Annotated in this window: 23 protein-coding genes and 1 tRNA gene; 12 read left to right on the plus strand and 12 right to left on the minus strand. The window is 69.3% G+C overall.

Annotated elements, in window-relative coordinates:
* Positions 1 to 9 precede the first annotated feature (9 nt).
* Genes ACPCHZ_RS09765 through ACPCHZ_RS09780 form a run of 4 tightly spaced genes read left to right on the plus strand, consistent with a single transcriptional unit; the run spans position 10 to position 4,608 of the window.
* Positions 10 to 1,644, plus strand: a complete 1,635-nt coding sequence (locus tag ACPCHZ_RS09765) for a fatty acyl-AMP ligase (RefSeq protein WP_423484530.1) — start codon at positions 10 to 12, stop codon at positions 1,642 to 1,644.
* Between the two features lie 57 nt (positions 1,645 to 1,701).
* A complete protein-coding gene (locus tag ACPCHZ_RS09770) occupies positions 1,702 to 2,664 on the plus strand; it encodes an ATP-binding cassette domain-containing protein (RefSeq protein WP_423484531.1) in 963 nt (320 codons plus the stop codon).
* 22 nt (positions 2,665 to 2,686) lie between these two features.
* Positions 2,687 to 3,535, plus strand: coding sequence for an ABC transporter permease (locus ACPCHZ_RS09775; protein ID WP_423484532.1), 849 nt, complete (start codon positions 2,687 to 2,689; stop codon positions 3,533 to 3,535).
* 44 nt (positions 3,536 to 3,579) lie between these two features.
* Positions 3,580 to 4,608 (plus strand): epoxyqueuosine reductase, encoded by a 1,029-nt coding sequence (locus tag ACPCHZ_RS09780; RefSeq protein WP_423484533.1) that lies wholly within the window; start codon positions 3,580 to 3,582, stop codon positions 4,606 to 4,608.
* A 6-nt stretch (positions 4,609 to 4,614) separates the two neighbouring features.
* Here the strand turns inward: ACPCHZ_RS09780 and pth are convergent, their stop codons facing one another.
* From pth to ACPCHZ_RS09820, 8 genes are all read right to left on the minus strand, one after another.
* Positions 4,615 to 5,190, minus strand: a complete 576-nt coding sequence (gene pth, locus ACPCHZ_RS09785; RefSeq protein ID WP_423484534.1) for an aminoacyl-tRNA hydrolase — start codon at positions 5,188 to 5,190, stop codon at positions 4,615 to 4,617.
* A gap of 18 nt (positions 5,191 to 5,208) precedes the next feature.
* Positions 5,209 to 5,898: a 50S ribosomal protein L25/general stress protein Ctc gene (locus tag ACPCHZ_RS09790; RefSeq protein ID WP_423484535.1), complete on the minus strand. Its 690-nt coding sequence runs from the start codon at positions 5,896 to 5,898 to the stop codon at positions 5,209 to 5,211.
* Between the two features lie 154 nt (positions 5,899 to 6,052).
* On the minus strand, positions 6,053 to 6,919 hold the full coding sequence (locus tag ACPCHZ_RS09795; protein WP_423484536.1) for an oxidoreductase: 867 nt from the start codon (positions 6,917 to 6,919) through the stop codon (positions 6,053 to 6,055).
* Between the two features lie 38 nt (positions 6,920 to 6,957).
* Complete coding sequence (locus ACPCHZ_RS09800; RefSeq protein ID WP_423484537.1) at positions 6,958 to 7,632, minus strand: LpqN/LpqT family lipoprotein; 675 nt, start codon at positions 7,630 to 7,632, stop codon at positions 6,958 to 6,960.
* The gene (gene arsC / locus ACPCHZ_RS09805; RefSeq protein WP_423484538.1) at positions 7,629 to 7,976 is read right to left on the minus strand and encodes an arsenate reductase (glutaredoxin); all 348 of its coding nucleotides are present in this window, start codon (positions 7,974 to 7,976) and stop codon (positions 7,629 to 7,631) included. The genes ACPCHZ_RS09800 and arsC overlap by 4 nt, the downstream gene beginning before the upstream one ends.
* Positions 7,977 to 8,957 (minus strand): ribose-phosphate diphosphokinase, encoded by a 981-nt coding sequence (locus ACPCHZ_RS09810; protein ID WP_364974836.1) that lies wholly within the window; start codon positions 8,955 to 8,957, stop codon positions 7,977 to 7,979.
* A gap of 102 nt (positions 8,958 to 9,059) precedes the next feature.
* The gene (gene glmU, locus ACPCHZ_RS09815) at positions 9,060 to 10,544 is read right to left on the minus strand and encodes a bifunctional UDP-N-acetylglucosamine diphosphorylase/glucosamine-1-phosphate N-acetyltransferase GlmU (protein WP_423484539.1); all 1,485 of its coding nucleotides are present in this window, start codon (positions 10,542 to 10,544) and stop codon (positions 9,060 to 9,062) included.
* Positions 10,545 to 10,633: 89 nt separating this feature from the next.
* Positions 10,634 to 10,705, minus strand: a tRNA-Gln gene (locus tag ACPCHZ_RS09820).
* Positions 10,706 to 10,799: 94 nt separating this feature from the next.
* Here ACPCHZ_RS09820 and ACPCHZ_RS09825 point away from each other — a divergent pair.
* The 3 genes from ACPCHZ_RS09825 (at position 10,800) to ACPCHZ_RS09835 (ending at position 16,344) form a co-directional block, all read left to right on the plus strand.
* Entirely contained in the window at positions 10,800 to 11,399 is a 600-nt protein-coding gene (locus ACPCHZ_RS09825; RefSeq protein WP_423484701.1) for a TetR/AcrR family transcriptional regulator, read from the plus strand.
* A gap of 71 nt (positions 11,400 to 11,470) precedes the next feature.
* Positions 11,471 to 15,127, plus strand: coding sequence for a transcription-repair coupling factor (gene mfd / locus ACPCHZ_RS09830; protein ID WP_423484540.1), 3,657 nt, complete (start codon positions 11,471 to 11,473; stop codon positions 15,125 to 15,127).
* Positions 15,124 to 16,344 carry a nucleoside triphosphate pyrophosphohydrolase gene (locus ACPCHZ_RS09835; protein ID WP_423484541.1) on the plus strand — a complete coding sequence of 407 codons (1,221 nt, stop codon included), beginning with the start codon at positions 15,124 to 15,126 and terminating at the stop codon, positions 16,342 to 16,344. The genes mfd and ACPCHZ_RS09835 overlap by 4 nt, the downstream gene beginning before the upstream one ends.
* A 74-nt stretch (positions 16,345 to 16,418) precedes the next feature.
* Here ACPCHZ_RS09835 and efeB read toward each other — a convergent pair whose 3' ends face one another.
* From efeB to efeU, 3 genes are read right to left on the minus strand one after another with little or no spacing between them, the layout of a single operon-like run.
* A complete protein-coding gene (efeB, locus tag ACPCHZ_RS09840; protein WP_423484542.1) occupies positions 16,419 to 17,741 on the minus strand; it encodes an iron uptake transporter deferrochelatase/peroxidase subunit in 1,323 nt (440 codons plus the stop codon).
* The gene (gene efeO / locus ACPCHZ_RS09845; protein WP_423484702.1) at positions 17,722 to 18,858 is read right to left on the minus strand and encodes an iron uptake system protein EfeO; all 1,137 of its coding nucleotides are present in this window, start codon (positions 18,856 to 18,858) and stop codon (positions 17,722 to 17,724) included. Before efeO ends, efeB begins: the two co-directional genes overlap by 20 nt.
* Positions 18,859 to 18,884: 26 nt before the next feature.
* A complete protein-coding gene (gene efeU, locus ACPCHZ_RS09850; protein ID WP_423484543.1) occupies positions 18,885 to 19,817 on the minus strand; it encodes an iron uptake transporter permease EfeU in 933 nt (310 codons plus the stop codon).
* 188 nt (positions 19,818 to 20,005) lie between these two features.
* Here efeU and ACPCHZ_RS09855 point away from each other — a divergent pair, with 188 nt between their 5' ends.
* From ACPCHZ_RS09855 to ACPCHZ_RS09875, 5 genes are all read left to right on the plus strand, one after another.
* Positions 20,006 to 20,737, plus strand: a complete 732-nt coding sequence (locus tag ACPCHZ_RS09855; RefSeq protein WP_423484544.1) for a lytic transglycosylase domain-containing protein — start codon at positions 20,006 to 20,008, stop codon at positions 20,735 to 20,737.
* A gap of 84 nt (positions 20,738 to 20,821) precedes the next feature.
* Positions 20,822 to 22,117, plus strand: a complete 1,296-nt coding sequence (gene eno, locus ACPCHZ_RS09860; RefSeq protein ID WP_364974817.1) for a phosphopyruvate hydratase — start codon at positions 20,822 to 20,824, stop codon at positions 22,115 to 22,117.
* 7 nt (positions 22,118 to 22,124) lie between these two features.
* Positions 22,125 to 22,799, plus strand: a complete 675-nt coding sequence (locus ACPCHZ_RS09865; RefSeq protein ID WP_423484545.1) for an FtsB family cell division protein — start codon at positions 22,125 to 22,127, stop codon at positions 22,797 to 22,799.
* Positions 22,792 to 23,283, plus strand: a complete 492-nt coding sequence (locus ACPCHZ_RS09870; RefSeq protein WP_364974812.1) for a DUF501 domain-containing protein — start codon at positions 22,792 to 22,794, stop codon at positions 23,281 to 23,283. Before ACPCHZ_RS09865 ends, ACPCHZ_RS09870 begins: the two co-directional genes overlap by 8 nt.
* Positions 23,280 to 24,218 (plus strand): exopolyphosphatase, encoded by a 939-nt coding sequence (locus ACPCHZ_RS09875; protein ID WP_423484546.1) that lies wholly within the window; start codon positions 23,280 to 23,282, stop codon positions 24,216 to 24,218. The genes ACPCHZ_RS09870 and ACPCHZ_RS09875 overlap by 4 nt, the downstream gene beginning before the upstream one ends.
* A 5-nt stretch (positions 24,219 to 24,223) precedes the next feature.
* Here ACPCHZ_RS09875 and ACPCHZ_RS09880 read toward each other — a convergent pair whose 3' ends face one another.
* On the minus strand, positions 24,224 to 25,333 hold the full coding sequence (locus ACPCHZ_RS09880) for a GGDEF domain-containing protein (protein ID WP_423484547.1): 1,110 nt from the start codon (positions 25,331 to 25,333) through the stop codon (positions 24,224 to 24,226).
* Positions 25,334 to 25,529: the final 196 nt, after the last annotated feature.

Below are 25,529 nucleotides of genomic sequence, written 5' to 3' on the forward strand. Positions count from 1 at the left end.
GAGGATGTCGTGAGCAGGTTCACCGACAAGATGTACCGCAACGCCCGCACCGTCACCACCGGCATGGTGACCGGCGAGCCGCACGAGCCGGTCCGGCACACCTGGGGTGAGGTGCACGAGCGTGCACGGCGCATCGCCGGTGGGCTGGCCGCGGCCGGTGTCGGACTGGGCGACGCGGTGGGCGTGCTCGCCGGCTTCCCCGTCGAGATCGCGCCGACCGCACAGGGGCTGTGGATGCGCGGCGCGAGCCTGACCATGCTGCACCAGCCGACCCCGCGCACCGACCTGGTGCTGTGGGCCGAGGACACCATGATGGTGATCGGGATGATCGAGGCCAAGGCCGTGATCGTGTCCGAGCCGTTCAACGTGGCCATCCCGGTGCTCGAGGAGAAGGGCATCACGGTCCTGACCGTCGCCGAGCTGTTGGCGTCGGAGCCGATCGACCCCGTCGAGGTCGGCGAGGACGACCTGGCGCTGATGCAGCTGACGTCGGGTTCGACCGGGTCGCCCAAGGCCGTGCAGATCACCCACCGCAACATCCACTCGAACGCCGAGGCGATGTTCATCGGCGCCGAGTACGACGTCGAGAAGGACGTCATGGTCAGCTGGCTGCCCTGCTTCCACGACATGGGCATGGTCGGCTTCCTCACCATCCCGATGTACTTCGGCGCCGAGCTGGTCAAGGTCACGCCGATGGACTTCCTGCGCGACACGCTGCTGTGGGCCCGGCTGATCGACAAGTACAAGGGCACGATGACGGCCGCGCCGAACTTCGCCTATGCGCTGCTGGCCAAGCGGCTGCGCCGGCAGGCCACGCCCGGCGAGTTCGACCTGTCGACGCTGCGCTTCGCGCTGTCGGGCGCCGAGCCGGTGGAACCGGCCGACGTCGAGGACCTGATCGACGCGGGCAAGCCGTTCGGATTGCGCGCCGAGGCGATCCTGCCCGCCTACGGCATGGCCGAGACGACGCTGGCGGTGTCGTTCTCCGAATGCGGCGCAGGCCTGGTGGTCGACGAGGTGGACGCCGACCTGCTGGCCGCCCTGCGGCGGGCCGTGACCGCCACCAAGGGCAACACCAAGCGGCTGGCCACGCTCGGCCCGCTGCTCGAGGGGCTCGAGGCCCGCATCATCGACGAGCAGGGCAACGTGATGCCCGCCCGCGGCGTCGGCGTCATCGAGCTGCGCGGCGAACCGCTGACCCCCGGCTACATCACCATGGGCGGATTCGTCCCCGCGCAGGACGAGCACGGCTGGTACGACACCGGTGACCTCGGCTACCTGACCGAAGAGGGCCACGTCGTGGTCTGCGGCCGCGTCAAGGACGTCATCATCATGGCCGGGCGCAACATCTACCCGACCGACATCGAGCGGGCCGCCGGCCGCGTGGAAGGCGTGCGGCCGGGCTGTGCCGTCGCCGTCCGGCTGGACGCCGGCCATTCGCGTGAGACGTTCGCCGTCGCGGTGGAGTCCAACGCCTGGCAGGACCCGCTCGAGGTGCGCCGCATCGAGCACCAGGTCGCCCACGAGGTGGTGACCGAGGTGGACGTGCGTCCGCGCAACGTCGTGGTGCTCGGGCCCGGCACCATCCCGAAGACGCCGTCGGGCAAGCTGCGCCGGGCCAACTCGGTCTCGCTGGTCACCTAACCCCGCGGGCCGCCCACGGGTAACGGGGTGTCGGTGATCACCGATACCGTCGTTGACATGACACCGGCCATCGAAGCGATCGACCTGGTGAAGCAGTTCGGGGATCCCGCGGTCGTCCCGCCCGCGGTCGACCACGTCAGCTTCGCCGTCCCGCCGGGCACCGTGCTGGGCCTGCTCGGGCCGAACGGCGCGGGCAAGACCACGACCGTCCGCATGATGACCACGCTCACCGAGCCCACCAGCGGGACGGCCCGCGTCGCCGGTTACGACGTGCTGCGGCAACCGGACGCGGTGCGGCGCAACATGGGGCTCACCGGTCAGGTCGCCACCGTCGACGAACTGCTCACCGGCCGCGAGAACATCCGGATGATCGGCGGCCTCTACGGCATCCGGCGCAGGGAGCTCAGCCGCGTGGGCGATGAACTGCTGGAACGGTTCTCCATCGCCGACGCCGCCGACAAGGTGGTCAAGTCCTACTCCGGCGGGATGCGTCGCCGCCTCGACCTGGCCGTCAGCCTGCTCGCGTCGCCGCCGGTGCTCTTCCTCGACGAGCCGACCACCGGCCTCGACCCGCGCAGCCGCAGCGACCTGTGGGACGTGCTGCGCGGCCTCGTCGATCAGGGCACCACGCTGCTGCTCACCACCCAGTACCTGGAGGAAGCGGACCAGCTCGCGGACAACATCGTCGTGGTCGACCGGGGCCGCATCATCGCCGAGGGATCGCCGCTGGAGCTCAAGCGCCAGGCCGGCAATGCGAGCCTGGTGGTCACCGTGACCGAGGCCGACGACCTGGCGGCGGCGCAGGAACTGCTGGCCCGCACCGGTGCCGAGGTGTTCGTCGAATCCGGGGCCCGCCAGGTCACCGCCTCCGCCGACGGGCTCGACGACGTCATCCGCGTCGCAGGCTGGCTCCGCGACAGCGGCATCGCCGTCGACGACATCGGGCTGTCCCGGCCCAGTCTCGACGACGTCTTCCTGTCGCTCACCGGGCACCGGACCGAAGAGGAGGCCAGCGCGTGACCGAGCGAGGAGGAGTCGAGGCATGACCACCGTCGCATCGCGCACGGAGGTCGAGGCGCAGCGTCCCCGCACGCACCCGACCAACATCGCGCAGCAGTCCTGGATCATGGTCAAGCGCAACATGATCCACACCAAGCGCATGCCGGAGATGCTGAGCGACGTCACCGCGCAGCCCATCATGTTCGTGCTGCTCTTCGCGTTCGTGTTCGGCGCGTCGATCACCGACACCGGCGGCGCGTCCTACCGCGAGTTCCTGCTGCCCGGCATCCTGGCGCAGACCATCGTGTTCTCCGCGTTCGTCGTGGCCTCGGGCATCACCGCCGACGTCGAGAAGGGCATCATCGACCGGTTCCGATCGCTGCCCATCCACCGGTCGTCGGTCCTGATCGGGCGGAGCGTCGCGAGCCTGGTGCACTCGTCCATCGGGGTCGTGGTGATGGCGGTGACGGGCCTGGCGATCGGGTGGCGGATCCGTGGCGGTGTCGGTGAGGCGGTGCTCGCGTTCGTGCTGCTGCTGGTGTTCGGGTTCGGCATCATCTGGTTCGGCATCCTGGTGGGCTCGCTGATGCGATCGGTGGAGGCCGTCAACGGTGTGATGTTCACTGTGCTGTTCCCGATCACCTTCCTGGCGAACACCTTCGTGCCGACCGGGCCGATGCCGCACTGGTTACGGGTGATCGCCGAGTGGAATCCGGTCTCGTCGCTGGCGCAGGCCATGCGCGAACTGTGGGGCAACGGGCCGCCTGCGGCGCCCGAAGCTCAGCTGCCGCTGCACCATCCGGTGCTCGCGACGGTGTTGTGGTCGGTGCTGCTGACCGCGATCATCGCGCCCGTCGCGCTGCGCGCCTACGCCCGCCGCACGGGCGGCTGACGGTCCGCCTGGCGAGCTGAGTATTTATCGCTATACTCAGCTCCATGCTGAAGCCCCCTGCGCGGATCGCCGACCATCCGACCGTGCGGGCGGTGCTGGCACGGAAGCGGGAGAAGCCCGGCGCCGTCGACGCCGGCTGGCTGCGCGAGGTGTGTCTGGCCGCGGGCGCCGACGACGTCGCCTTCGCCAGTGTCGCCAACCCTGAGCTGGCCTCGGAGATCGAGCACGTCGAGGCGGCGCTGCCCGGCGTGAGGAGCTACATCTCGCTGGTGGTGCGGATGAATCGCGACAACGTCCGGTCGACGGCGCGCAGCGTCGCCAACCAGGAGTTCCACCGCAGCGGCGAGATCATCAACGAAGCGGCGCACCGGATCACCCGTGCGCTGGAGGACGCAGGCCACCGGGCGCTCAACCCGTCGGCGACGTTCCCGATGGAGATGGACAAGTTCCCCGGCCGCATCTGGGTGGTGGCGCACAAGCCGGTCGCGGTCGCGGCGGGCCTGGGCGTGATGGGCATCCACCGCAACGTCATCCACCCGAAGTTCGGCAACTTCATCCTGCTGGCGACGATCCTGCTCGACGCCGAGATCACCGAATACGGTTCGCCGCTGGACTATTCACCATGTCTGGAGTGCAAACTCTGCGTCGCGGCCTGCCCGGTCGGCGCCATCGGCAAAGACGGCGCCTTCGACTTCGTCGCATGTTCGGTGCACAACTACCGCGAGTTCATGGGCGGCTTCACCGACTGGGCGCAGACAATTGCCGACAGCGCCGACGCCGACGACTTCCGCTCGCGCGTCAGCGATTCGGAGAACGCCTCGATGTGGCAGAGCCTGTCGTTCAAGGCCAACTACAAGGCGGCCTACTGCCTCGCCGTGTGTCCGGCGGGCGAAGACGTCATCGAGCCCTACCTCGAGGACCGGAAAGGTTTCATGGACCTGGTGCTCAAGCCGTTGCAGGAGAAGCGCGAAACGCTGTACGTGCTGCCGAATTCGGCGGCCAAGGCGCACGCCGAACGACGGTTCCCGCACAAGCCGGTGAAGGTGGTCGACAGCGGGATCCGCGGGCGCTGACAGCCGCTACCAGGCGTGGACGGTGTTCTGCGCCGGTTCGATGCCGTGCAGGAGCAGGAGTTCGGTCGCGTCGGCGGCCTGCTCGCAGATCGTCGGCACCTCGGCGCGCTCGGCGGTGGTGAACGCCTCGAGCACGTATGCTGCCGCATCCTTGCGTCCGGGCGGGCGGCCGATCCCGACGCGAACGCGCTGGAACCCGTTGCTGCCCAGCGCCGCCGACACCGACTTCAGCCCGTTGTGGCCGGCGACGCCGCCGCCGGACTTGAGCCGAATGCGGCCGAAGTCGATGTCCAGCTCGTCGTGGATCACCACCACGTCGGCGGGGTCCACCGAGTAGAACTTGGCGAGCGGGCCCACCTGGCGGCCCGACTCGTTCATGTAGCAACGGGGCTTGGCCAGCACCAACGACCGGCCGCCGAGCCGGCCGGTGACGACCTCGGCGCCGGACTTCTTGTGCACCTTGAAGCCCGACCCCATCCGTCCCGCGAGCAGGTCGGCGACCATGAAGCCCACGTTGTGCCGGGTCTTGGCGTAGGTGGGCCCGGGATTGCCCAGGCCCACCACCAGCAGCGGCTCGGCCATGAGAGGTGAGTCGACCGCCTACTCGGCGGATTCGGCCGGGGCCTCGTCGCCCTCGCCGGCCTCGCCCTCGGCCTCCTCGACGGCTTCGACGAACTCCGCGGCCTGCTCGTCGATCGACGCGCCGCCGCCCTCGGCCTCGAGGTCCTCGGCGGTGGGCGCGGCCACGACGTTGACCACGAGCGCCTCGGGATCGGTGATCAGGGCGACGCCCTTGGGCAGCTCGATCTGGCCCGCGGTGAACTGGGTGCCTGCCTGGGCGCCCTCCACCGAGACGGTGATCTGCTCGGGGATGGCCTGCACGTCCGACTCGATCTCGATCGTGTTGGCTTCCTGCGTCACCAGGGTGCCGGGGATCGCCTCGCCCTCGACCACGATGTTGACCTCGACGGTCACCTTCTCGCCGCGGCGGACGACGAGCAGGTCGGCGTGCTGGATGTTGCGGCGGATCGGGTGGATCTCCAGCGACTTGGTCAGTGCGAGCTGCTCGGTGCCCTCGATGTCGAGGCTCAGCACCGCGTTGGTGCCGGAGTGCCGCAACACGGCCGCGAAGTCGCGGGCGTCGATCTCGAGGTGCTGCGGATCGGTGCCGTGGCCGTACAGAACGGCCGGGACCTTGCCCTCACGGCGGGCGCGACGCGATGCGCCCTTGCCGGTGGCGGTACGGACCGATGCGGTCAGATTGTTCGAAGAGGCCGACTTCTTGGCCATGTGCGGTGCTCCTGTGCTGGTCGAGGGAATTCATCGCACAGCAGGGGCCGCATCCGTGAAGACGCGTGTTCCCGTCGATAACGGTGGCCGACATGCCGGCCGCCCTCGCCGTGACGCTCGCCCAGGGTAGCGCAACCCGCTGGTCAGAGAGAAATCAGCGGGGGAACGCGGTTCCGGTGAGCTGCTCGGACAGCTCCCACAGGGCTGCTGCGGTGTCCTTGTTGCGGGCCAGCGGGCTTCGTCCGACCGACCGCGTCGGGCCCGTCATCGAGAACCTCGGCCCGACGAAACTGTCGCCCGGGACGTCCTGCGACACCGCATAGAGCGTCTGGCGGGCCCCGAAGTCGGTGTCGGTGGCCAACCGGTTGCCGATCGACATCAGCGCATCGCCCAGCTTGCGGCCACTGCGGCCCTGCAGGTTCGTCGAGCTGTAACCGGGGTGGGCGACCACGGCCCGCACGGTGGACCCGGACCGCTGCAGACGGTTCTGGAGTTCGGTGGTGAACAGCAGGTTGGCCAGCTTGGACTGACCGTAGGCCGGCCAGGCGGAGTACGGCCGGGCCTTCCAGTTCAGGTCCTTGAGGTTGATGCGCCCGATCCAGTGCATCATCGACGACACCGTGACCACCCGGTCGGTGATCTTGGGCAGCAGCAGGTTGGTCAGCGCGAAGTGGCCGAGGTGATTGGTGCCGATCTGGCTCTCGAAGCCGTCCTTGGTCTGTGCATACGGCACCGCCATGATGCCGGCGTTGTTCACCAGGACGTCCACCGCGTCGACACCGGCGGCGAACTCCCGCACCGACGCCAGATCCTGCAGGTCGAGCTTGCGGACGGTGACGTCGCCGGTCATGCCCGCCGCGGCCTCGTCGCCCTTGGCGGTGTTGCGGACGGCGAGCACCACCGACGCGCCGGCACGTGCCAGTTCGCGGGCGGTGATCAGCCCCAGACCGCTGTTGGAGCCGGTCACGATGACCGTCCGGCCGGTGTAGGAGGGCAATTCGGCAGCGGTCCAACCAGTCATGGCCACCACCCTATAGACGTCGCCTCAGCGGGCCGCCGTCACTTGGGTGCTGCCGGCTTGGGGGCGACGGTGAACCCGGAGATGATGGTCTCGATGTCCTTGCCCTGCGCCTGGGCTTCGGCGGCGAAGCTGGTGACGGTGAGCTGAACCAGATAGCGCTGGTTGGCCGGTGGCGATCCGGTGGCGATCACGATGCGGTTGTAGCTCTGCATCCGCTGACCGTTGAGGTCATAGCTGCCCTCGATCATCGACGACGGGAATCCTCGCCAGTTCTTCTCGGAGGCGTTGAGGCGCTTGAAGTTCTCCGACAGCTCCGCATCACCCGTGCCGTGCTTGACCGCCTCGGCGGCGTCGAAGTCGCCCTTGAGCTCCAACACCACCAGCATCGCGATCGGGTAGGTGTCGCCCTTGACGATGGTGCGGGTGCCGGGCTCGAAGTTGGGATTGGTGTAGGGCTTCCAGCCCGGCGGCGTCGGCAGCGTCACCGTGAGGTCCGGCAGCCGGTCGGGGGCCACCGGTTTGCCGTCGACCCCGATGCTCGCCAGGTACTGCGACAGCGGCACCGGCGCCTCGGTGCTCGTCGGGGCCGCCGAGGTGGTGCTGCTCGTCGTCGACCAGACCGCTTCGTAGTCAGGGGTTTCCGCGCCGCAGCCGGCGGCAAAGACGGTGATCAGCGCGAGCGTTGCCGCCACGCAGCGGCGGCGGGGGGTCACAGGATCTCGCGCACCGTGTCGATCGGCCGGGCCAGCCGGGTGCCCTTCGCGGTGACGACGAAGGGCCGCTCGATGAGGATCGGGTGCTCGGCGAGCGCGTCGAGCAGCTCCTCGTCGCTCGCGTCGGCCAGATTCAGCTCACCGTAGAGCGATTCGCGCTTGCGCACCGCCGCGCGTACCTCGATGCCCGCGTCGCGGATCAGTGCGGCCAGCTCGTCGCGCGACGGCGGCGTCTTCAGGTACTGCACGATCGTCGGCTCGATGCCGTTGTCCCGCAACAGATCCAGCGTCTTGCGTGACGTGCTGCACCGGGAGTTGTGATAGATGGTGGCGGTCTGCGCCATCTAGGCCGACCCGTCGAACAGGCTGGTCACCGAACCGTTGTCGAACACCGCGCGGATGGTGTTCGCCAGCAGCGGCGCGATCGAGAGCACCGTGAGTTGGGGGAACTGCTTGTCCTCGCCGATCGGCAGGGTGTTGGTGACGATGACCTCGCGGGCACCGGAGTCGGCCAGCCGCTCACGCGCAGGATCGGACAGCACGCCGTGGGTCGCCGCGATGATGACGTCGCCCGCTCCGTCCTGCTTGAGCAGTTTCACCGCGCCGGCGATGGTGCCGCCGGTGTCGATCATGTCGTCGGTCAGCACGCACGTCTTGCCGCGCACGTCGCCGACGACGCGGTTGGACACCACCTGGTTCGGCACGAGTGGATCCCTGGTCTTGTGGATGAAGGCCAGCGGGACGCCGCCGAGTGCGTCGGCCCACTTCTCCGCCACGCGGACGCGGCCGGAGTCGGGGGAGACCACGACCATGTCGTGGTTGGCGTAGTTCTCGGCGATGTACCCGGTCAGCAGCTTCTGCGCCCGCATGTGGTCGACCGGCCCGTCGAAGAAGCCCTGGATCTGGTCGGTGTGCAGATCGACGGTGAGGATCCGGTTCGCGCCTGCGGTCTTGAGCAGATCGGCCACCAGCCTGGCCGAGATCGGTTCACGTCCGCGGTGCTTCTTGTCCTGCCGGGCGTAGGGGTAGAACGGCAGGATCGCCGTGATTCGCTTGGCGCTGCCGCGCTTGAGCGCGTCGATCATCAGCAGCTGTTCCATCAGCCACGTGTTGAGCGGCGCGGGATGGGACTGCAGCACGAAGGCGTCGCAGCCACGCACGGACTCGTCGAAGCGGACGAAGATCTCGCCGTTGGCGAAGTCACGTGCGGTCTGCGCGGTGACCGGGGTGTCGAGCTCCTTGGCCACCTGCTCGGCGAGTTCGGGATGCGCGCGGCCCGAGAAGAGCATCAGGTTCTTGCGGTTGTCGGTCCACTCGGTGCCCACTGTGCGCCTCTGCCGGTCGGGGGTCGATGTCGGCCCAATCGTACGTAGCGGTCCTGCAGATGCGCTGCCGGGTTGCCGGATCGCCAACAGAAGGGGTCGAGATCACGACCCCTGGGCGTCGTCCTGTCGGTCGGCGGCGCGCTCGGCGGCCTCATGTGCCGCCGCCGCGGCATCGGCGGCGGCCGATCCCGGCCGTTTGCGGATCACCCAGCCCTCGATGTTGCGCTGTGGGCCCGCCGACACTGCGAGCGCACCCGGCGGCACGTCCTCGCGGACCACAGTGCCCGCGCCGGTGTAGGCACCGTCGCCCACGGTGACCGGCGCGACGAACATGGTGTCCGAGCCGGTCCGCACGTGTGAACCGATGGTGGTGCGGCTCTTGTTCTCGCCGTCGTAGTTGACGAACACGCTGGACGCGCCGATGTTGGTGTTCTCACCGATGTCGGCGTCACCGACGTAGGTGAGGTGCGGCACCTTGGTGCCCGCGCCCAGGGTGGCGTTCTTGGTCTCGACGAACGCGCCGAGCTTGCCCGCGGCGCCGAGCACGGTGCCGGGCCGCAGGTAGCTGAAGGGTCCGACGGTCGCACCTGATCCGATGGCCGCCTGCGAACCGTGGGTGCGCACCACCGATGCCGCGTCGCCGACGGTGACGTCGGCCAGGGTGGTGTCCGGGCCGATCTGGCAGCGGCCGCCCACGCTGGTGGCGCCGAGCAGCTGGGTGCCCGGCTGGATGACGGTGTCCCGGCCGATGGTCACGTCGACGTCGATCCACGTGGTGGCGGGGTCGACGACGGTCACGCCGGCCCGCTGGTGGGTGGCCACGATGCGGCGGTTCAGCTCGGCGCCCAGCGCGGCCAGCTGGACGCGGTCGTTGATGCCCGCGACCAGGGCGCTGTCGTCGACGTGGCGGGCCCGCACCACCAGGCCGTCCTGCCGCAGGATCGAGACGACGTCGGTGAGGTAGAGCTCGTGCTGGGCGTTGTCGGACCGCAGCCGGCGCAGTGCCGAGCGCAGGGCGCCGATGTCGAAGGCGTACACACCGGCGTTGACCTCGCGGATCGCCAGCTGCGATGGGCTGGCGTCGGACTGCTCGACGATGCGGGTGACCTCGTGGTCCTGGGTGCGCAGCACTCGGCCGTAACCGGTGGGGTCGGGCAGCGTGGTGGTCAGCACGGTGGCGGCGGCGGCCTCCGCGCTGTGGGCGGACAGCAGGTCGGCGAGGGTGTCGGCGTCCAGCAGCGGCACATCCCCCGAGGTGATGACGACGACGCCGGCGAACTCGTCGGGCAGTGCCGACAGCCCGCATTCGGCGGCGTGGCCGGTGCCGAGCTGCTGGTCCTGTACGGCGATGTCCACGGGACGGCCGAGGCCCTCGGCCAGTGCGGTGACCGCAGGCGCGATCCGGTCGCGGTCGTGGCCGAGGACGACGACGAGGTGCTGCGGCGCGACCTTGGCGATGGTGTGCAGGACGTGGGAGAGCAGGCTGCGCCCGCCGAGGGTGTGCAGCACCTTGGGGGTGTCGGACCGCATGCGGGTCCCTGCGCCCGCCGCCAGCACCAGCACCGCGGCTTCGCCGTGCACCGTCATCGCCGTCCCCTCTTCTCGCGTAAGCGGATGCCTGTCGGTCGACACGCCGCTCGTCGCGCCGTTCCGCGCACGCCCGCCGCCGAGAATTGTTCCGTCGCCAGGACTCGAACCTGAACTATCTGAACCAAAATCAGAGGTGCTGCCGATTACACCACGACGGAAAGATCACCTGGAGACTCTAGTCGACACAGGCCAGCGGCTACCCTGAGCATCGTGGCAGCACCCGACAAGGAAGTGCGTGCACCCCGCGCCCGGATGACCGGCAGTGAGCGGCGCCAGCAACTCATCGAGATCGCGAAGTCGCTGTTCGCTGCGCGTGGCTACGAGGGCACCTCCATCGAGGAGATCGCGCAGCGGGCGAACGTCTCCAAGCCGGTGGTCTACGAACACTTCGGCGGCAAGGAGGGCCTGTACGCGGTCGTCGTCGACCGGGAGATGTCCGCACTGCTCGACGGCATCACCTCCTCGCTGACCAACAACCGCTCCCGCGTGCGCGTCGAACGGGTCGCCCTGGCGCTGCTGACCTACGTCGAGGAGCGCACCGACGGGTTCCGCATCCTGATCCGCGACTCGCCGGCCGCGATCACGTCGGGCACCTACTCAACCCTGCTCAACGACGCGGTGAACCAGGTGAGCTCGATCCTGGCCGGTGACTTCTCCCGCCGCGGCCTCGAACCCGAGTTGGCGCCGCTGTACGCACAGGCACTCGTCGGCTCGGTGTCGATGACGGCTCAGTGGTGGCTGGACACACGGGAACCGAAGAAGGAAGTCGTCGCCGCGCACCTGGTGAACCTGATGTGGAACGGCCTGACCCATCTCGAGGCCGACCCCAGGCTGCAGGACGACGAGGGGTAGTTGACACCCGTCGAAACGGGGTAGGTGCACGGAGAACGTGCCCGACGGGCGTTGCCTAGGATGGATGCATCATGACCTCTTCGGGGCCCACCCATGTCGAAACCCCGATCGCGGGGCTCATCTCGTTGGCGTTGCGCGATCCGGCGCTCGCCGACCTCACCCGCCGCGCGGCCGAACGGCCCGAGCGGCTCGCCGTGGTGGGTCCGGCCAGTGCCCGGGTGCTGGTGGCGGCGGCGCTGGCGCAGGACGGCCCGCTGTTGGTGGTTGCCGCAACGGGCCGCGAGGCCGACGACCTGACCGCAGAACTGCGCGGCTATCTCGGGGACGCCGCCGCCCTGTTCCCCTCGTGGGAGACGCTGCCCCACGAACGGCTGTCGCCAGGGGTGGACACAGTCGGCGCGCGGATGATGCTGCTGCGCCGGCTGACCCACCCGGACGACGCCCGGCTCGGCCCGCCGCTGCGGATCGTGGTGACGACGACCCGGTCACTGGTGCAGCCGATGGCGCCCGGCCTCGCCGAGGTGGAGCCGGTGACGTTGACCGTCGGCGCCGAGCTCGACTTCGAGGGACTGGTGGCCCGGCTGGTCGACCTGGCCTACAGCCGGGTGGACATGGTCGCCCGGCGCGGCGAGTTCGCGGTGCGCGGCGGCATCCTCGACCTCTTCCCGCCCACCGCCGAACATCCGGTGCGCGTGGAGTTCTGGGGCGACGAGGTCTCGGAGATGCGGATGTTCGCCGTCGCCGACCAGCGATCGATCCCCGACATCGACATCGACGCGGTGATCGCCGTGCCGTGCCGCGAACTGCTGATGACCGCGGACGTCCGCGAACGGGCCGCCAAGATCGCCGCTGACCATCCCCGCCTGGAGAACGCGGTGCCCGGAGGCGTACCCGACATGCTGGCCAAGCTCGCCGAGGGCATCCCCGTCGACGGCATGGAGGCGCTGCTGCCGGTGCTGCGGCCCGGCGAGCTCTCCTCGCTGGCCGATCACCTCCCCGCGGGCACCCCGGTACTGGTGTGCGACCCGGAGAAGGTGCGCACCCGCGCGGCTGACCTGATCAAGACGGGCCGGGAGTTCCTGGAGGCGTCGTGGTCGACGGCGGCGGTCGGCGGTGACGCGCCGATCGATCTGGAGGAACTCGGCGCGTCGGGGTTCCTGCAGCTCGAGGACGTGGCCGAAGGCGCCCGGGCGGGTGGCCATCCCTGGTGGACGTTGAGCCAGCTGTCCGACGAGTCGGCGATCGCGCTGGACGTCCGGTCCGCGCCGTCGGCCCGCCAGCACTCGACGGTCAGCGAGATCTTCGCGATGCTGCGCGCTCACGTGGCGACCGGTGGTCATGCGGCGGTCGTCACCCCCGGCACCGGCACCGCGCACCGGGTCTGCGAGCAGCTCGCCGACGCCGACACCCCCGCGGGGATGCTCGAACCCGGTGACGAGCCGAGGGCCGGCGTGGTCGGGGTGCTCCGGGGTCCGTTGCACGACGGCGTCGTCCTTCCGGGGTCGAACCTCGTCATCATCACCGAGACCGACCTGACCGGTAACCGCGTCACCGCCCCGGAGGGCAAGCGGCTGGCCGCCAAGCGCCGCAATGTCGTCGACCCGCTGGCACTCTCTGCCGGCGATCTGGTGGTGCACGACCAGCACGGCATCGGCCGGTTCGTCGAGATGACCGAGCGGGTGGTGGGCGGGGCGCGCCGGGAGTACCTGGTGCTCGAGTACGCATCCAGCAAGCGCGGCGGCGGGTCGGACCGGCTCTACGTGCCGATGGACTCCCTGGACCAGCTGTCCCGGTACGTGGGCGGCGAGGCGCCGTCGCTGTCCAAGCTGGGTGGCAGCGACTGGGCGAACACCAAGACCAAGGCCCGTCGGGCGGTGCGCGAGATCGCCGGCGAACTGGTGTCGCTCTACGCCAAGCGGCAGGCCGCGCCCGGTTATGCGTTCGGCCCGGACACCCCGTGGCAGGCCGAGATGGAGGACGCGTTCGGCTTCACCGAGACGATCGACCAGTTGACCGCGATCACCGAGGTCAAGTCCGACATGCAGAAGCCGGTGCCGATGGACCGGGTGATCTGCGGCGACGTCGGATATGGCAAGACCGAGATCGCGGTGCGCGCCGCATTCAAGGCCGTGCAGGACGGCAAGCAGGTCGCCGTGCTGGTGCCCACGACGTTGCTCGCCGACCAGCACCTGCAGACGTTCACCACGCGGATGGCGGGGTTCCCCGTGACGGTCAAGGGACTGTCGCGGTTCACCGACCCGGCCGAGTCCCGGGCGGTGCTCGAGGGCATGAAGGACGGGTCGGTCGACATCGTGATCGGCACCCATCGGTTGCTGCAGACCGGGGTGACGTGGAAGGACCTCGGCCTGGTGGTCGTGGACGAGGAGCAGCGCTTCGGCGTCGAGCACAAGGAGCACATCAAGTCGATGCGCACCTTCGTCGACGTGCTGACGATGAGCGCCACCCCGATCCCGCGCACGCTGGAGATGAGCCTGGCGGGCATCCGCGAGATGTCGACGATCCTCACCCCGCCCGAGGAGCGCTACCCGGTGCTGACCTACGTCGGTCCGCAGGACGACAAACAGGTCGCGGCGGCGCTGCGGCGCGAACTGCTGCGCGACGGTCAGGCGTTCTACATCCACAACCGGGTCCGCACGATCGACCAGGCCGCCGCGCGGGTGCAGGCGCTGGTGCCCGAGGCGCGGGTGGTGGTGGCCCACGGCCAGATGCCGGAGGAGGCGCTCGAGCGCACGGTCGAGGGCTTCTGGAACCGCGAGTACGACATCCTGGTCTGCACGACGATCGTGGAGACCGGGCTGGACATCTCCAACGCCAACACGCTGATCGTCGAGCGGGCCGACACCTTCGGTCTGTCGCAGCTGCACCAGCTGAGGGGCCGGGTGGGTCGCAGCCGGGAACGCGGTTACGCCTACTTCCTGTACCCGCCGGAGATGCCGCTGACCGAGACCGCCTATGACCGGCTGGCCACCATCGCGCAGAACAACGAACTCGGCGCAGGCATGGCGGTGGCGATGAAGGACCTCGAGATCCGCGGCGCGGGCAACGTGCTGGGTGCCGAGCAGTCCGGGCACGTCGCCGGGGTCGGGTTCGACCTCTACGTCCGGCTCGTCGGCGAGGCGGTGGAGGCCTACCGGGCTGCCGCCGACGGCAAAACCGTTGCGACAGCGGAAGAGCCGAAGGATGTCCGGATCGACCTCGCGGTCGACGCGCATCTGCCGCCGGACTACATCGCCAGTGACCGGCTGCGACTGGAGGCTTACCGGCGGCTCGCGGCGGCGCACGACGACGCCGGGGTGGACGCGGTGATCGACGAGCTGGTCGACCGGTACGGGCCGCTGCCGGAGCCGGCACTGCGATTGGTCGCGATGGCGCGGCTGCGGCTGCTGTGCCGCGAATACGGCGTCACCGAGGTCAGCGGAGTCTCAGGGTCGACGGTGAAGGTGTCGCCACTGGAGCTGCCCGATTCGGCGCAGCTGCGGCTGAAACGGCTGTATCCGTCGGCGTCTTACCGGGCGACGACCGCGACGGTGCAGGTCCCGATACCGCGGGCCGGTACCGGGGTCGGCTCGCCGCGGATCCGCGACCTCGAACTGGTGGCGATGGTCGCCGGCTTGATATTGACGCTTAGCGGGAATGCTGTGACGGATGTTGATATAACCAAATTCGGAGGTGGCCCGGCCATGACTGACAGACGGCAGACGCCATGACAGTCGTGCTGGTCGATCCCCGCCGACCCGCCCTGGTCCCGATCGCGGCCATCGAGATGCTCGCCGGAGACGTGCAGTACACCGAGGAGATGCCGATCGCGGTGCCGTGGTCACTACCCGCGGCACGGCCGGCCTACGACGGCGAGGATGCCCCGGTGCTGCTGTCGTCGGATCCCGATCATCCGGCGGTCCGGGCGCGCTTGGCGGCGGGTGACCGGTTGATCGCCGCGCCGGAACCGCAGGCGGGCGAACGACTGGTCGACGCCGTCGCCATGATGGACAAGCTGCGCACGGCGGGGCCGTGGGAGAGCGAACAGACCCACGACTCGCTGCGGCGCTATCTGCTCGAGGAGACATACGAGCTGTTCGACGCGGTGCACAGCGGCAACGCCGACGAACTCCGCGAGGAGCTCGGAGATGTGTTGCTGCAGGTGCTCTTTCACGCCCGGATCGCCGAGGACGCCCCGGAGCATCCGTTCACGATCGACGACGTCGCCGACTCGCTGGTGCGCAAGCTCGGCAACCGGGTGCCCGCGGTGCTGGCCGGCGAGTCGATCTCGCTGGACGAGCAGCTCGCGCAGTGGGAGGAACGCAAGGCCCAGGAGCACTCGGTCAGGTCGCGCAGGTCGTCGATGGACGACGTGCCGACCGGTCAGCCGGCGCTGGCGTTGACGCAGAAGGTGATCGCCCGGGTCACGCAGGCGGGCCTGCCTGCCGACCTGATCCCCGTCTCACTCACCGCGGTCACGATCTCGGCCGATGTCGACGCCGAGAACGACTTGCGCACAGCGACTCTGCGATTCATGGACACGGTGCGGCGGGTGGAGAGGGACATCGCCGCGGGCCGCCGCGGCGAGGATGTGCCCGAGGAACTCGACATCGCCGCGCTCGGTGCGGTGAGCGAGGACGAATGGCGGGCGTACTGGCCGTCGGACACCTCGCCGGCCGTGGATGCCGCCACCGATGCGGATGACGCTGTCGATGCGGATGACATTGCCGACGAAGACATCACGGACGACGACATTGCGGACGACGAGGCAGAGCTGGAGGTCGAGATGGACACCGAACCCGCACCGGATCGGATCCCGGAGCCTTCGCCGGTCGAGGTGCCCGAACCCGGTCCCGTAGAGGTGCCCGAGCCGTCGCCGGTCGACGTACCCGAGCCCGCGCCGGCCGATCCGCCTGCCGCCGGCGAGGTGAGCGCCGCCGAGCGCTGACTCGCCGAATGTGAAGTGGTGGCGAGAATCGGCGCCGAATGTCGCCGTGGTTTCACACTCAGCGCGCTTGCGGCTCAGGCGAACAGGGTCGAGCCCCAGTAGGCCGACTCGTCGCCCTCGCGCAGTCCGGGCGGGCAGGCGAAGATCGCCGTCCCGGTGTGGGTGATGTACTCGTTCATCGCATCCTTGCGCGACATCTCCGCCTGCATCGGGATGAACTGGGTGATGGGATCGCGGACGAAGGCGATGAAGAACAGCCCGGCGTCGAGGTGCCCGAAGCCGTCGGTGCCGTCGGTGAAGTTGTAACCGCGCCGCAGGATCTCGATGCCGCCGAGGTTCTCCGGTGACACCAGGCGCACGTGCGCGTCGACGTCGATCAGCGGCGCTTCCTTGTCGTCGCGCAGGTCGAAGTCGAGCTCTTCGAACTCGTCGGTGAGCCCGTTGGGGGCGCCGCTGCCCTTCTGCCGGCCGATCACCCGTTCCTGCTCGAGCAGTGTCGTGCGGTCCCAGTTCTCGATGCGCATCCGGATCCGCCGGGTGACGAGGTACGACCCGCCGGTGAGCCAGTCCGGGCCGTCGCCGTCGGCCACCCATACGAACTCGTTGATCTTGTCGGTCTCCTCGGCCTTGAGATTGGCCGTTCCGTCCTTGAAGCCGAACAGGTTTCGCGGTGTCGCCTGATCCTGGGTGGTGGAGCTGGTGCGTCCGAAGCCGAGCTGCGCGTAGCGCACCGCGACCGTGCCGAAGCCGACGCGCGCGAGGTTGCGGACGGCGTGGAACGCGACCTGCGGGTCGTTCGCGCACGCCTGGATACAGATGTCGCCGTAGCTCTTGTTCGGGTCCATCGTCTCGTTCGGGAACTTCGGCAGCTTCGCGAGCTGTTTTGGCAGCTTGTCAGCGATGCCGAAGCGGTCCTTGCCGTCCTTGCGGAAGAACGACGGGCCGAACCCGATGGTGAGCGTCAGCTGCGATGCGGGCAGGCCGAGTGCCTCACCGGTGTCCGGCGGTGGGGCATAGGGGTTGTGATCGACAGCGCCGCCTGCGACGGTCTCCTCGCCGCGGGCCATCCGCTCGGCCATCTCGGACCACTGCTTGAGCAGCGCGACGACGTCCTCGCGACGGTCGGTGGTGACGTCGAAGACGACGAAATTCATCCGATCCTGCTGTGCGGTCACGATGCCCGCTTGATGCTCGCCCCGGAATGCGACCGGACTCTGCAGCCCGGCGGTCGACGTGCTGGCCGCTGAGGCACGGCCGGCCAGCGCACCCGCGCTGGCCGCACCGACGACAGCCGCCGTCACCCCCGCCGCGCCGAACAGCTTGCGCCGGGAGAGCCCGGCGTTCTGCTGCTCGGCCTGCGGCACGGGCGGTTCCGGATTACTTCTGGGCGACGACACCTTGTACCTGGCTGACTTCCTTGCTCAGCGCGTCGATCGCGCGCGACAACTCCTGACGCTGCGGCTCGGTCACCTTGTCGTAGGAGACGAAGCCGTCACCCTCACGGCACTTCTCGAGCAGCGCCTCGACGTCCTCGAAGCGCTGGTCGACGCGTTTGCCCAGTTCGGCGTCTTTCTCGTCGAGGATTGGCCGCACCGAGGACACCGCGGTCTGCGAACCCTGAAGGTTGGCGTTGATATCCCACAGGTCGGTGTGGCTGAAGGCTTCCTCTTCGCCGGTGATCTTGCTGATCGCGATCTCGTCGAGCAGACCCTGCGCGCCGCCGGCGATCTGGGTCGAATCGATCGAGTAGTCAGGGGCTTTGACGCCGTCGCTGAGTTCCTTGACGTCGGCGATCAGCTGGTCGCCGAGCTTGTCGGTCTCGGGGGTGAGACCGGTGACCCACAGCGCCTTCTCGATGGCGTGGAAGCCGGTCCACTTCTGGCCCTCTTCGAGATCGGCCTCGCGGAGGTCGATGCGCGGGTCGAGGTCGTTGGGGAACGACTCGGCGACGGGTTCGATGCGCTCGAAGTAGACGCGCGACGTGGGGTATTGCGCCTTGGCCGATGCGACGTCGCGGGCCTTGACCGCGGCGACGAACGCCTCGACGGCGGGCAGCAAGGCGTCGGCCTGACTGTTGACATAGCGCTTGTAACTGTCGGCCGCCTCCTTGAACTTGCCGTCGGTGTCGACCTGGACGGCCTCACCGGAGACCGTGAAGTCGCCGCGGATGCCGTCGCCGACCATCCCCGGGCGGCACGACGTCTGGTAGGTGCCGGGCTCGGTGAGCTGGACGATCAGCTTGCGCTGCAGCCCCGGGGAGATGTTCTCCACCTCGCCCATCACCCGGTCGCCCTCGCCGTAGACGTAGAACTCGGTGACCTTGTTGCCGCTGTTGGTGACGACGAAGGTACTCGGCCCGGTCGAGGTCTCGGTGCCCGACAGCTTGCACTCGCTGTCGGAGGCCTCGACGGTGATGTCGCTCGCGGCGCCGCCCCCGGAAGTGTCGGTGCCCTCGTCTTTGGCCTGACAGCTGGTCAGCGAGACGCCGGCCAGCAGGGCGGCGACGGCGGCCATGCCGGCTCTGGCTCCGGGGAGATTGTTCACGTGGTGGACCTTTCGGACGAGGTGTCGGACGGTAGAGGATTCCGGGAATCGGCGGGGGTGGCGGCGGGCTTGGCGCTGGCGACCGGCCACAGAAACGCGGTCAGCACCGTCACCAGGTAGGCCAACCACAGCAGCAGCTGCAGCCAGGTGGGTGACGGGGTGATGTTGAAGACGCCCTGGATGACCTCGCCGTACCAGGTCGACCAGTTGAACGATGCACTGACGTCGATTGCGCGCGATCCTGCACCGGGGAGCCAGCCGACGGTTTGCAGCGCGCCGATGCCGTAGGACAGGATCCCGGCGGCGACGACGATCAGGAACACGCCGGTGTATTTGAAGAACTTGGCGAGATTGATTCGGACCGCACCGGCGTACATGCCGTAGGCGATGGCCGCGGCGATCAGCACGCCGATGATCAGGCCGAGGAGTGGCCAGGCGGTCTCGGCCTCGGCGAAGCCGACCATGAACAGCGCGGTCTCGACGCCCTCACGCCCGACGGCCAGGAACGCCAGCGCCGTCACCGCGAATGCGCCGGCCTCCAGCGCTCGCGTCATCTCGGTGCGCAGCTCGCTCGACAGCCCCGCGGCGGCCTTCTTCATCCACAGCACCATGGTGGTGACAATCGCGACCGCCGCCAACGACGCGGCACCGGCGATCGCCTCGGCCCCGAGGCCGGTGATGGTGTACGCGGAGAATTGGATGGCGAGGAACACGACGACCGTCATCGCGATTGCTGCGCCCACGCCCAGCCACACCCATTTCAGGGCGTCGCGGCGGTTGGATTTGACCAGGAATGCGACCAAAATCGTTACCACGATCCCGGCTTCGAGGCCCTCGCGCAGACCGATCAGACCGCTGCCGAACAGCTGCGATGTCACGTTGGGGGCGGCGGCGTGGATACTGGCCGGAAATCCCGCGAACGCAGTCATCGACGCAACCTCGCTTCAGGAAAATCGGTAAGCCAGCTATGCCTATCCATAGCAAGGCGTGGCTCACCTTAGCAGGGCGTTCTTGCGACCGGGACGGGCCTGCGAGAGGTGACGTTGCAAGACCGGCGTTGCGGACCACGGCGCAACGCATGCAACTATGGGGACAGCAGAGCAGGTTGAGGAGTCCGGTGTCGCCAGTTCGTTGGCTGCGGGCTGTCGCGGTGATCGGCGCGACGGCCTTGCTGATGGCTTCCAGTTGTTCATGGCAGCTGGGCGCACCGATCCCCGAGGGAATCCCGCCACCGGCGGGGGACCCGGTGCCTGCCATCGACACCTACGCCTCGGGACGGCCCGCCGACCAGTTGCAGGATTGGGCCGCCGAACGGGCCGATGCGCTGGAGATCCCGGTGACCGCGCTGGAGGCCTACGCCTACGCCGCCCGGGTCGCCGAGGTGGAGAACCCCGACTGTCACCTGTCCTGGACGACGCTGGCGGGGATCGGGATGGTCGAGAGCCACCACGGCGGCTACCGGGGCTCGATGGTGGCCACCGACGGTGAGGTGACGCCGCCGATCCGGGGGATGCAGCTCGACGGTTCCAGCGGGAACCTGAAGATCGACGACAGCGACGGCGGCGAACTCGACGGGGACTCCGAGCTGGACCGGGCCATGGGACCGATGCAGTTCATCCCGGAGACGTGGCGGCTCTACGGCGTGGACGCCAACAACGACGGCCACGTCAGCCCCGACAACATCGACGACGCCGTGCTGTCGGCGGCCGGCTACCTGTGTTACCGCGGCAAGGACCTCTCGACGCCCCGTGGCTGGATGAACGCGCTGCGCGCCTACAACTACTCCGACCAGTACGCGCGGACGGTGCGGGACTGGGCCACCGCCTACGCGCAGGGCCGGTCCCTCTAGACGCGTCCTCGTTCCGCCGGCGCGATCTGAAGCCTCTAGGCTGAATGCGCAACGAGCCAGTCGCCGCATACCAAGGAGACGCCAGTGCCCATCATCGAGCAGGTCGGAGCCCGCGAGATCCTCGACTCCCGCGGCAACCCGACGGTCGAGGTCGAAGTCGTGCTGGACGACGGCAGCTTCGCCAGGGCCGCGGTGCCCTCGGGTGCGTCGACCGGTGAACACGAGGCGGTCGAGCTGCGCGACGGTGGCTCGCGCTACGGCGGCAAGGGCGTGCAGAAGGCGGTGGAGGCCGTCCTCGACGAGATAGGCCCGACGGTCATCACCATGAGCGCCGACGACCAGCGGCTGATCGACCAGGCGCTGCTGGACCTCGACGGCACACCGGACAAGTCCCGGCTGGGCGCCAACGCCATCCTGGGCGTGTCTCTGGCGGTGGCGAAGGCCGCGTCGACGGCCGCGGACCTGCCGCTGTTCCGCTACATCGGCGGTCCGAACGCCCACATCCTCCCGGTGCCGATGATGAACATCGTCAACGGCGGCGCGCACGCCGACACCGGTGTCGACGTCCAGGAGTTCATGGTGGCCCCGATCGGGGCGGCGTCGTTCAAGGAGTCGCTGCGGTGGGGCGCCGAGGTGTACCACTCGCTGAAGTCGGTGCTCAAGAAGCAGGGGCTGTCCACCGGCCTGGGTGACGAGGGCGGATTCGCGCCCGACGTCCCCGGCACCAAGGCGGCACTCGACCTGATCTCGTCGGCGATCGAGGGGGCAGGCTTCAAGCTCGGCTCCGAGATCGCACTGGCGCTCGACGTGGCCGCCACCGAGTTCTACACCGCCGGGACGGGTTACGCGTTCGAGAAGGAGACCCGCACCGCCGAGCAGATGGCGCAGTTCTACGGTGAGTTGCTCGACTCCTATCCGCTGGTGTCGATCGAGGACCCGCTGTCGGAGGACGACTGGGACGGCTGGGTGGCGCTGACCACCGAGATCGGCGACCGCGTCCAGATCGTCGGCGACGACCTGTTCGTCACCAACCCCGAGCGGCTCGAGGAGGGTATCGACCGCGGCGCGGCGAACGCGCTGCTGGTCAAGGTCAACCAGATCGGCACGCTCACCGAGACCCTCGACGCCGTCGCACTGGCGCACAACAGCGGCTACCGCACGATGATGAGTCACCGCAGCGGCGAGACCGAGGACACCACCATCGCCGACCTCGCGGTCGCCGTGGGCAGCGGGCAGATCAAGACCGGTGCACCGGCCCGCAGCGAGCGCGTCGCCAAGTACAACCAGCTGCTGCGCATCGAGGAGATCCTCGGCGACGCGGCGCGGTATGCAGGCGATCTGGCGTTCCCGCGGTTCGGGGTGGGCGAGGGTCAGGCCTGACACAGACGTGCCCGAGGCGAAACGGCCCGACCCGAAGCGGCGGTCACCGGCTTCCCGGCCAGGGAAGCCGGCGAAGCCGGGCGAGTCGAAGCGGGACCGTCCCCGCGGTGCGTCGCCGGTGCGGCGCGAGCCGAGGGCGATCGAGGCCAAGCCTGCCGTCCCCGAGACCACACCCGAGGTCGCCGACGCCATCCGCGAGTCGATCGCGGCGTCGGCGGAGCAGCAGTCGGAGCAGCGGTTCGGGTCGGCCGCGCGGCGGGCGGCGATCCTGGCCGCTGTGGTCTGCGTGCTGACGCTGACGATCGCCGGGCCGGTGCGGACCTACTTCGGGCAGCGCACGGAGATGCAGCAGCTGCGGGCGAGCGAGGCGGTGCTGCGTGAGCAGATCGCCGAACTCGAGCAGCAGAAGGTGAAGCTGGCCGACCCGGTCTTCGTCGCCGCGCAGGCCAGGGAGCGGCTCGGCTTCGTGATGCCGGGCGACATCCCGTACCAGGTGCAGCTGCCGCCGTCGGCGGTGCTGCCGGAGGCGCCAGACGCCCGGGTGGACACCGTGCCGCCGGGCACGCCATGGTATTCGGCGCTGTGGAGCACCATCGCCGATGCGCCGCACGGTCTTCCGCCGAGCGCGACACCGCTTCCGCCGCCCCCGCCGGGCCCACCCGCACCCCCGCCCGGTGGTTGAGCGCGCCGACCTCGAGGCCGTCGCGCGGCAACTGGGTCGCGAGGCCCGCGGGGTGCTCGAGATCGCGTACCGGTGTCCCGATGGCACCCCGGCGGTCGTCAAGACCGCGCCGAGACTGCCCGACGGCACGCCGTTCCCGACGCTGTACTACCTGACCCACCCGGCGCTGACCGCGGCGGCCAGCCGGCTGGAGTCGGCGGGTCTGATGCGCGAGATGACCGAACGGTTGCAGCAGGACCCGGAGTTGGCCGCGGCGTACCGGCGGGCGCACGAGTCATATCTGGCCGAGCGCGACGCGATCGAATCGCTGGGCACCACGTTCTCCGGCGGAGGCATGCCGGATCGCGTCAAGTGCCTGCACGTGGTGATCGCCCACTCGCTGGCGAAGGGGCCCGGGACGAACCCGTTCGGTGACGAGGCGTTGGCGGTGCTGGCCGCAGAACCTGGGATGGAGGGCATCTTGGACCCGGAGGTGTGGACATGAGCAGAGTCGCTGCCGTGGACTGTGGCACGAATTCGATCCGGCTGCTGATCGCCGATCCGGTCGACGGCCGGTTGCGCGACGTGCACCGGGAGATGCGCATCGTCCGGCTGGGCCAGGGCGTGGACGCCACCGGTGAGTTCGCGCCGGAAGCGTTGGCGCGCACCAGGGCCGCGCTCGTCGACTACGCCGCGCTGATGCGCGACCACCGCGTCGAGCGGGTCCGGATGGTCGCGACGTCGGCGGCCCGGGACGTGGCCAACCGGGATGCGTTCTTCGCGATGACGGCCGAGGTGTTGGGTGACGTGGTGCCCGGTGCGGTCGCGGAGGTGATCAGCGGCACCGAGGAGGCCGAGCTGTCCTATCGCGGCGCGGTCGGCGAATTGGATCCCGACGCCGGGCCGTTCGTGGTGGTGGATCTGGGTGGCGGCTCGACCGAGGTGGTGGTGGGCCGGGTCGACGTGGAGGCGAGTCACTCGGCCGACATCGGCTGCGTGCGGCTCACCGAGCGGTGCCTGCACTCCGATCCGCCGACCGCCGAAGAGATCTCCGCCGCACGGGAAGTGGTGCGCGACGGTCTGGCCGCGGCGTTTCGGGCGGTGCCCGTCGACGGCGCGCGGACGTGGGTGGGTGTGGCCGGGACGATGACCACGCTGGCCGCACTCGCGGCGAAGATGACGACCTACGATTCCGACGCCATCCATCTCTCGCGTGTGGGTTTCACCCGGCTGCGCGAGGTGTGCGACGAACTGCTGACGATGACGCATGCGCGGCGCGCGGTGCTCGGGCCGATGCACGAGGGCAGGGTCGACGTCATCGGCGGCGGCGCGATCATCGTCGAGGAGCTGGCCGACGCGCTCGGCACCCGGGCCGGGCTGGACGAGCTGGTGGTCAGCGAGCACGACATCCTCGACGGCATCGCGCTGTCGGTCTCCTAGCGAAGTCAGCACCACTCGTCGTCGAGCCGGTCGAGCACGTGCAACCGCGGTGAGAGCCGCAGCGCCGTCCGGCTGCCCCCTGCGCTGCGGGCAGTGGCCATGGCGGCCGTGGCGACGGTGAGCAGTTCGTCGACGACGTCGGGCACCGGCTGATCACTCAGCGGCATCAGCGATGTGCTGACGGCGCCGATGCTGGCCGTCAGCCGGAACGGCGCATTCCTGACGGTGGCGTGGATGCGTTCGGTCAGCGGTTCCGGGTCTGCCCTGGTGAACAGGTCTGCGATCAGGTACTCGGTATCCGCGACGTGGGCCAGGACGGTGTCGCGCCGTACGGTCTCCCGCAGGCGCTGCGCGATCGCGACACGCGCGCGATCTCCGGTCACCGCGCCGTCCAGGCCGGTGAGCAGCGAGAAGCTGTCCAGGCTGACCACCAGAACCACCAGGTACCGGTCGTCGCCCCTGCTGCGCGCGCCGAGCAGCGTGGCCATCCGCTCGTCGAACGTCTCCCGGGTGAGCAGCCCGGTGAGCGGCTCGATCCCCGCGTGGCCCGGCTCGTCGTCGATCAACCGGATCGCCGTCCGGCAGGCAACGGTGAACAGGACGTTGACCAGCAGCACCATGCCGACCGCACAGACCGCGAGGGCCAGGTCGTCCGCGGCGATTCGTGGCGCCAGGACCGCCAGGACTCCGCCTCCGACCAACCACGGGACGGCCAGCAGCCTGCCGGAGTGGAACAGCATGGCGAACGCGGAGAGGATCGCCAGGCCCGTTGCGCCCAGGATGCCGACCAGCGGGTCGTTCTCGATCATGCAGGCGAGCGCGATGCACACGGTGCCGACGACGACGGTGCCCTGCGACTGTCTGCGGGTCGGCCAACGGGGCCTGCGCCACATCCATCCCATGGCCAGGCAACATCCGGCGATGCCGAGCGCGACGGCTCGGTGCAGCGGACCCTGGGGCCCTGCGGGGCTGGCGATCAGGACGGTCGGGATCAACCCGAGGCCGACGATGGTCGCGGCGATGGCCCGGCACAGCACGCTCTGCAGATCGTGGCTCGCGAAGAATGCGGTCAGCCAGTAGTAACGGTCTTCCTCGCGCGGTTGGCGTGGTCGCATCAACAGCACTGTCCCGATAGCCGGGGGTGACCCCCGCCAGAGCGAACGTCGCTCCGGCGGGGACCCGCTTCAGCCCGCCACCGGAATCGGGGTGCCGGGCCGACCCCTCGTGCCGTCGCAATGGTTTGTCGGCGGTGCGTCGAGCTGCGCTGGCTTCTTAACGTCAGGGTTGCTCCCGACGACCACCTCGTGGGGA

Source organism: Mycobacterium sp. NPDC050041 (genome assembly GCF_049541695.1).
GTDB lineage: Bacteria > Actinomycetota > Actinomycetes > Mycobacteriales > Mycobacteriaceae > Mycobacterium.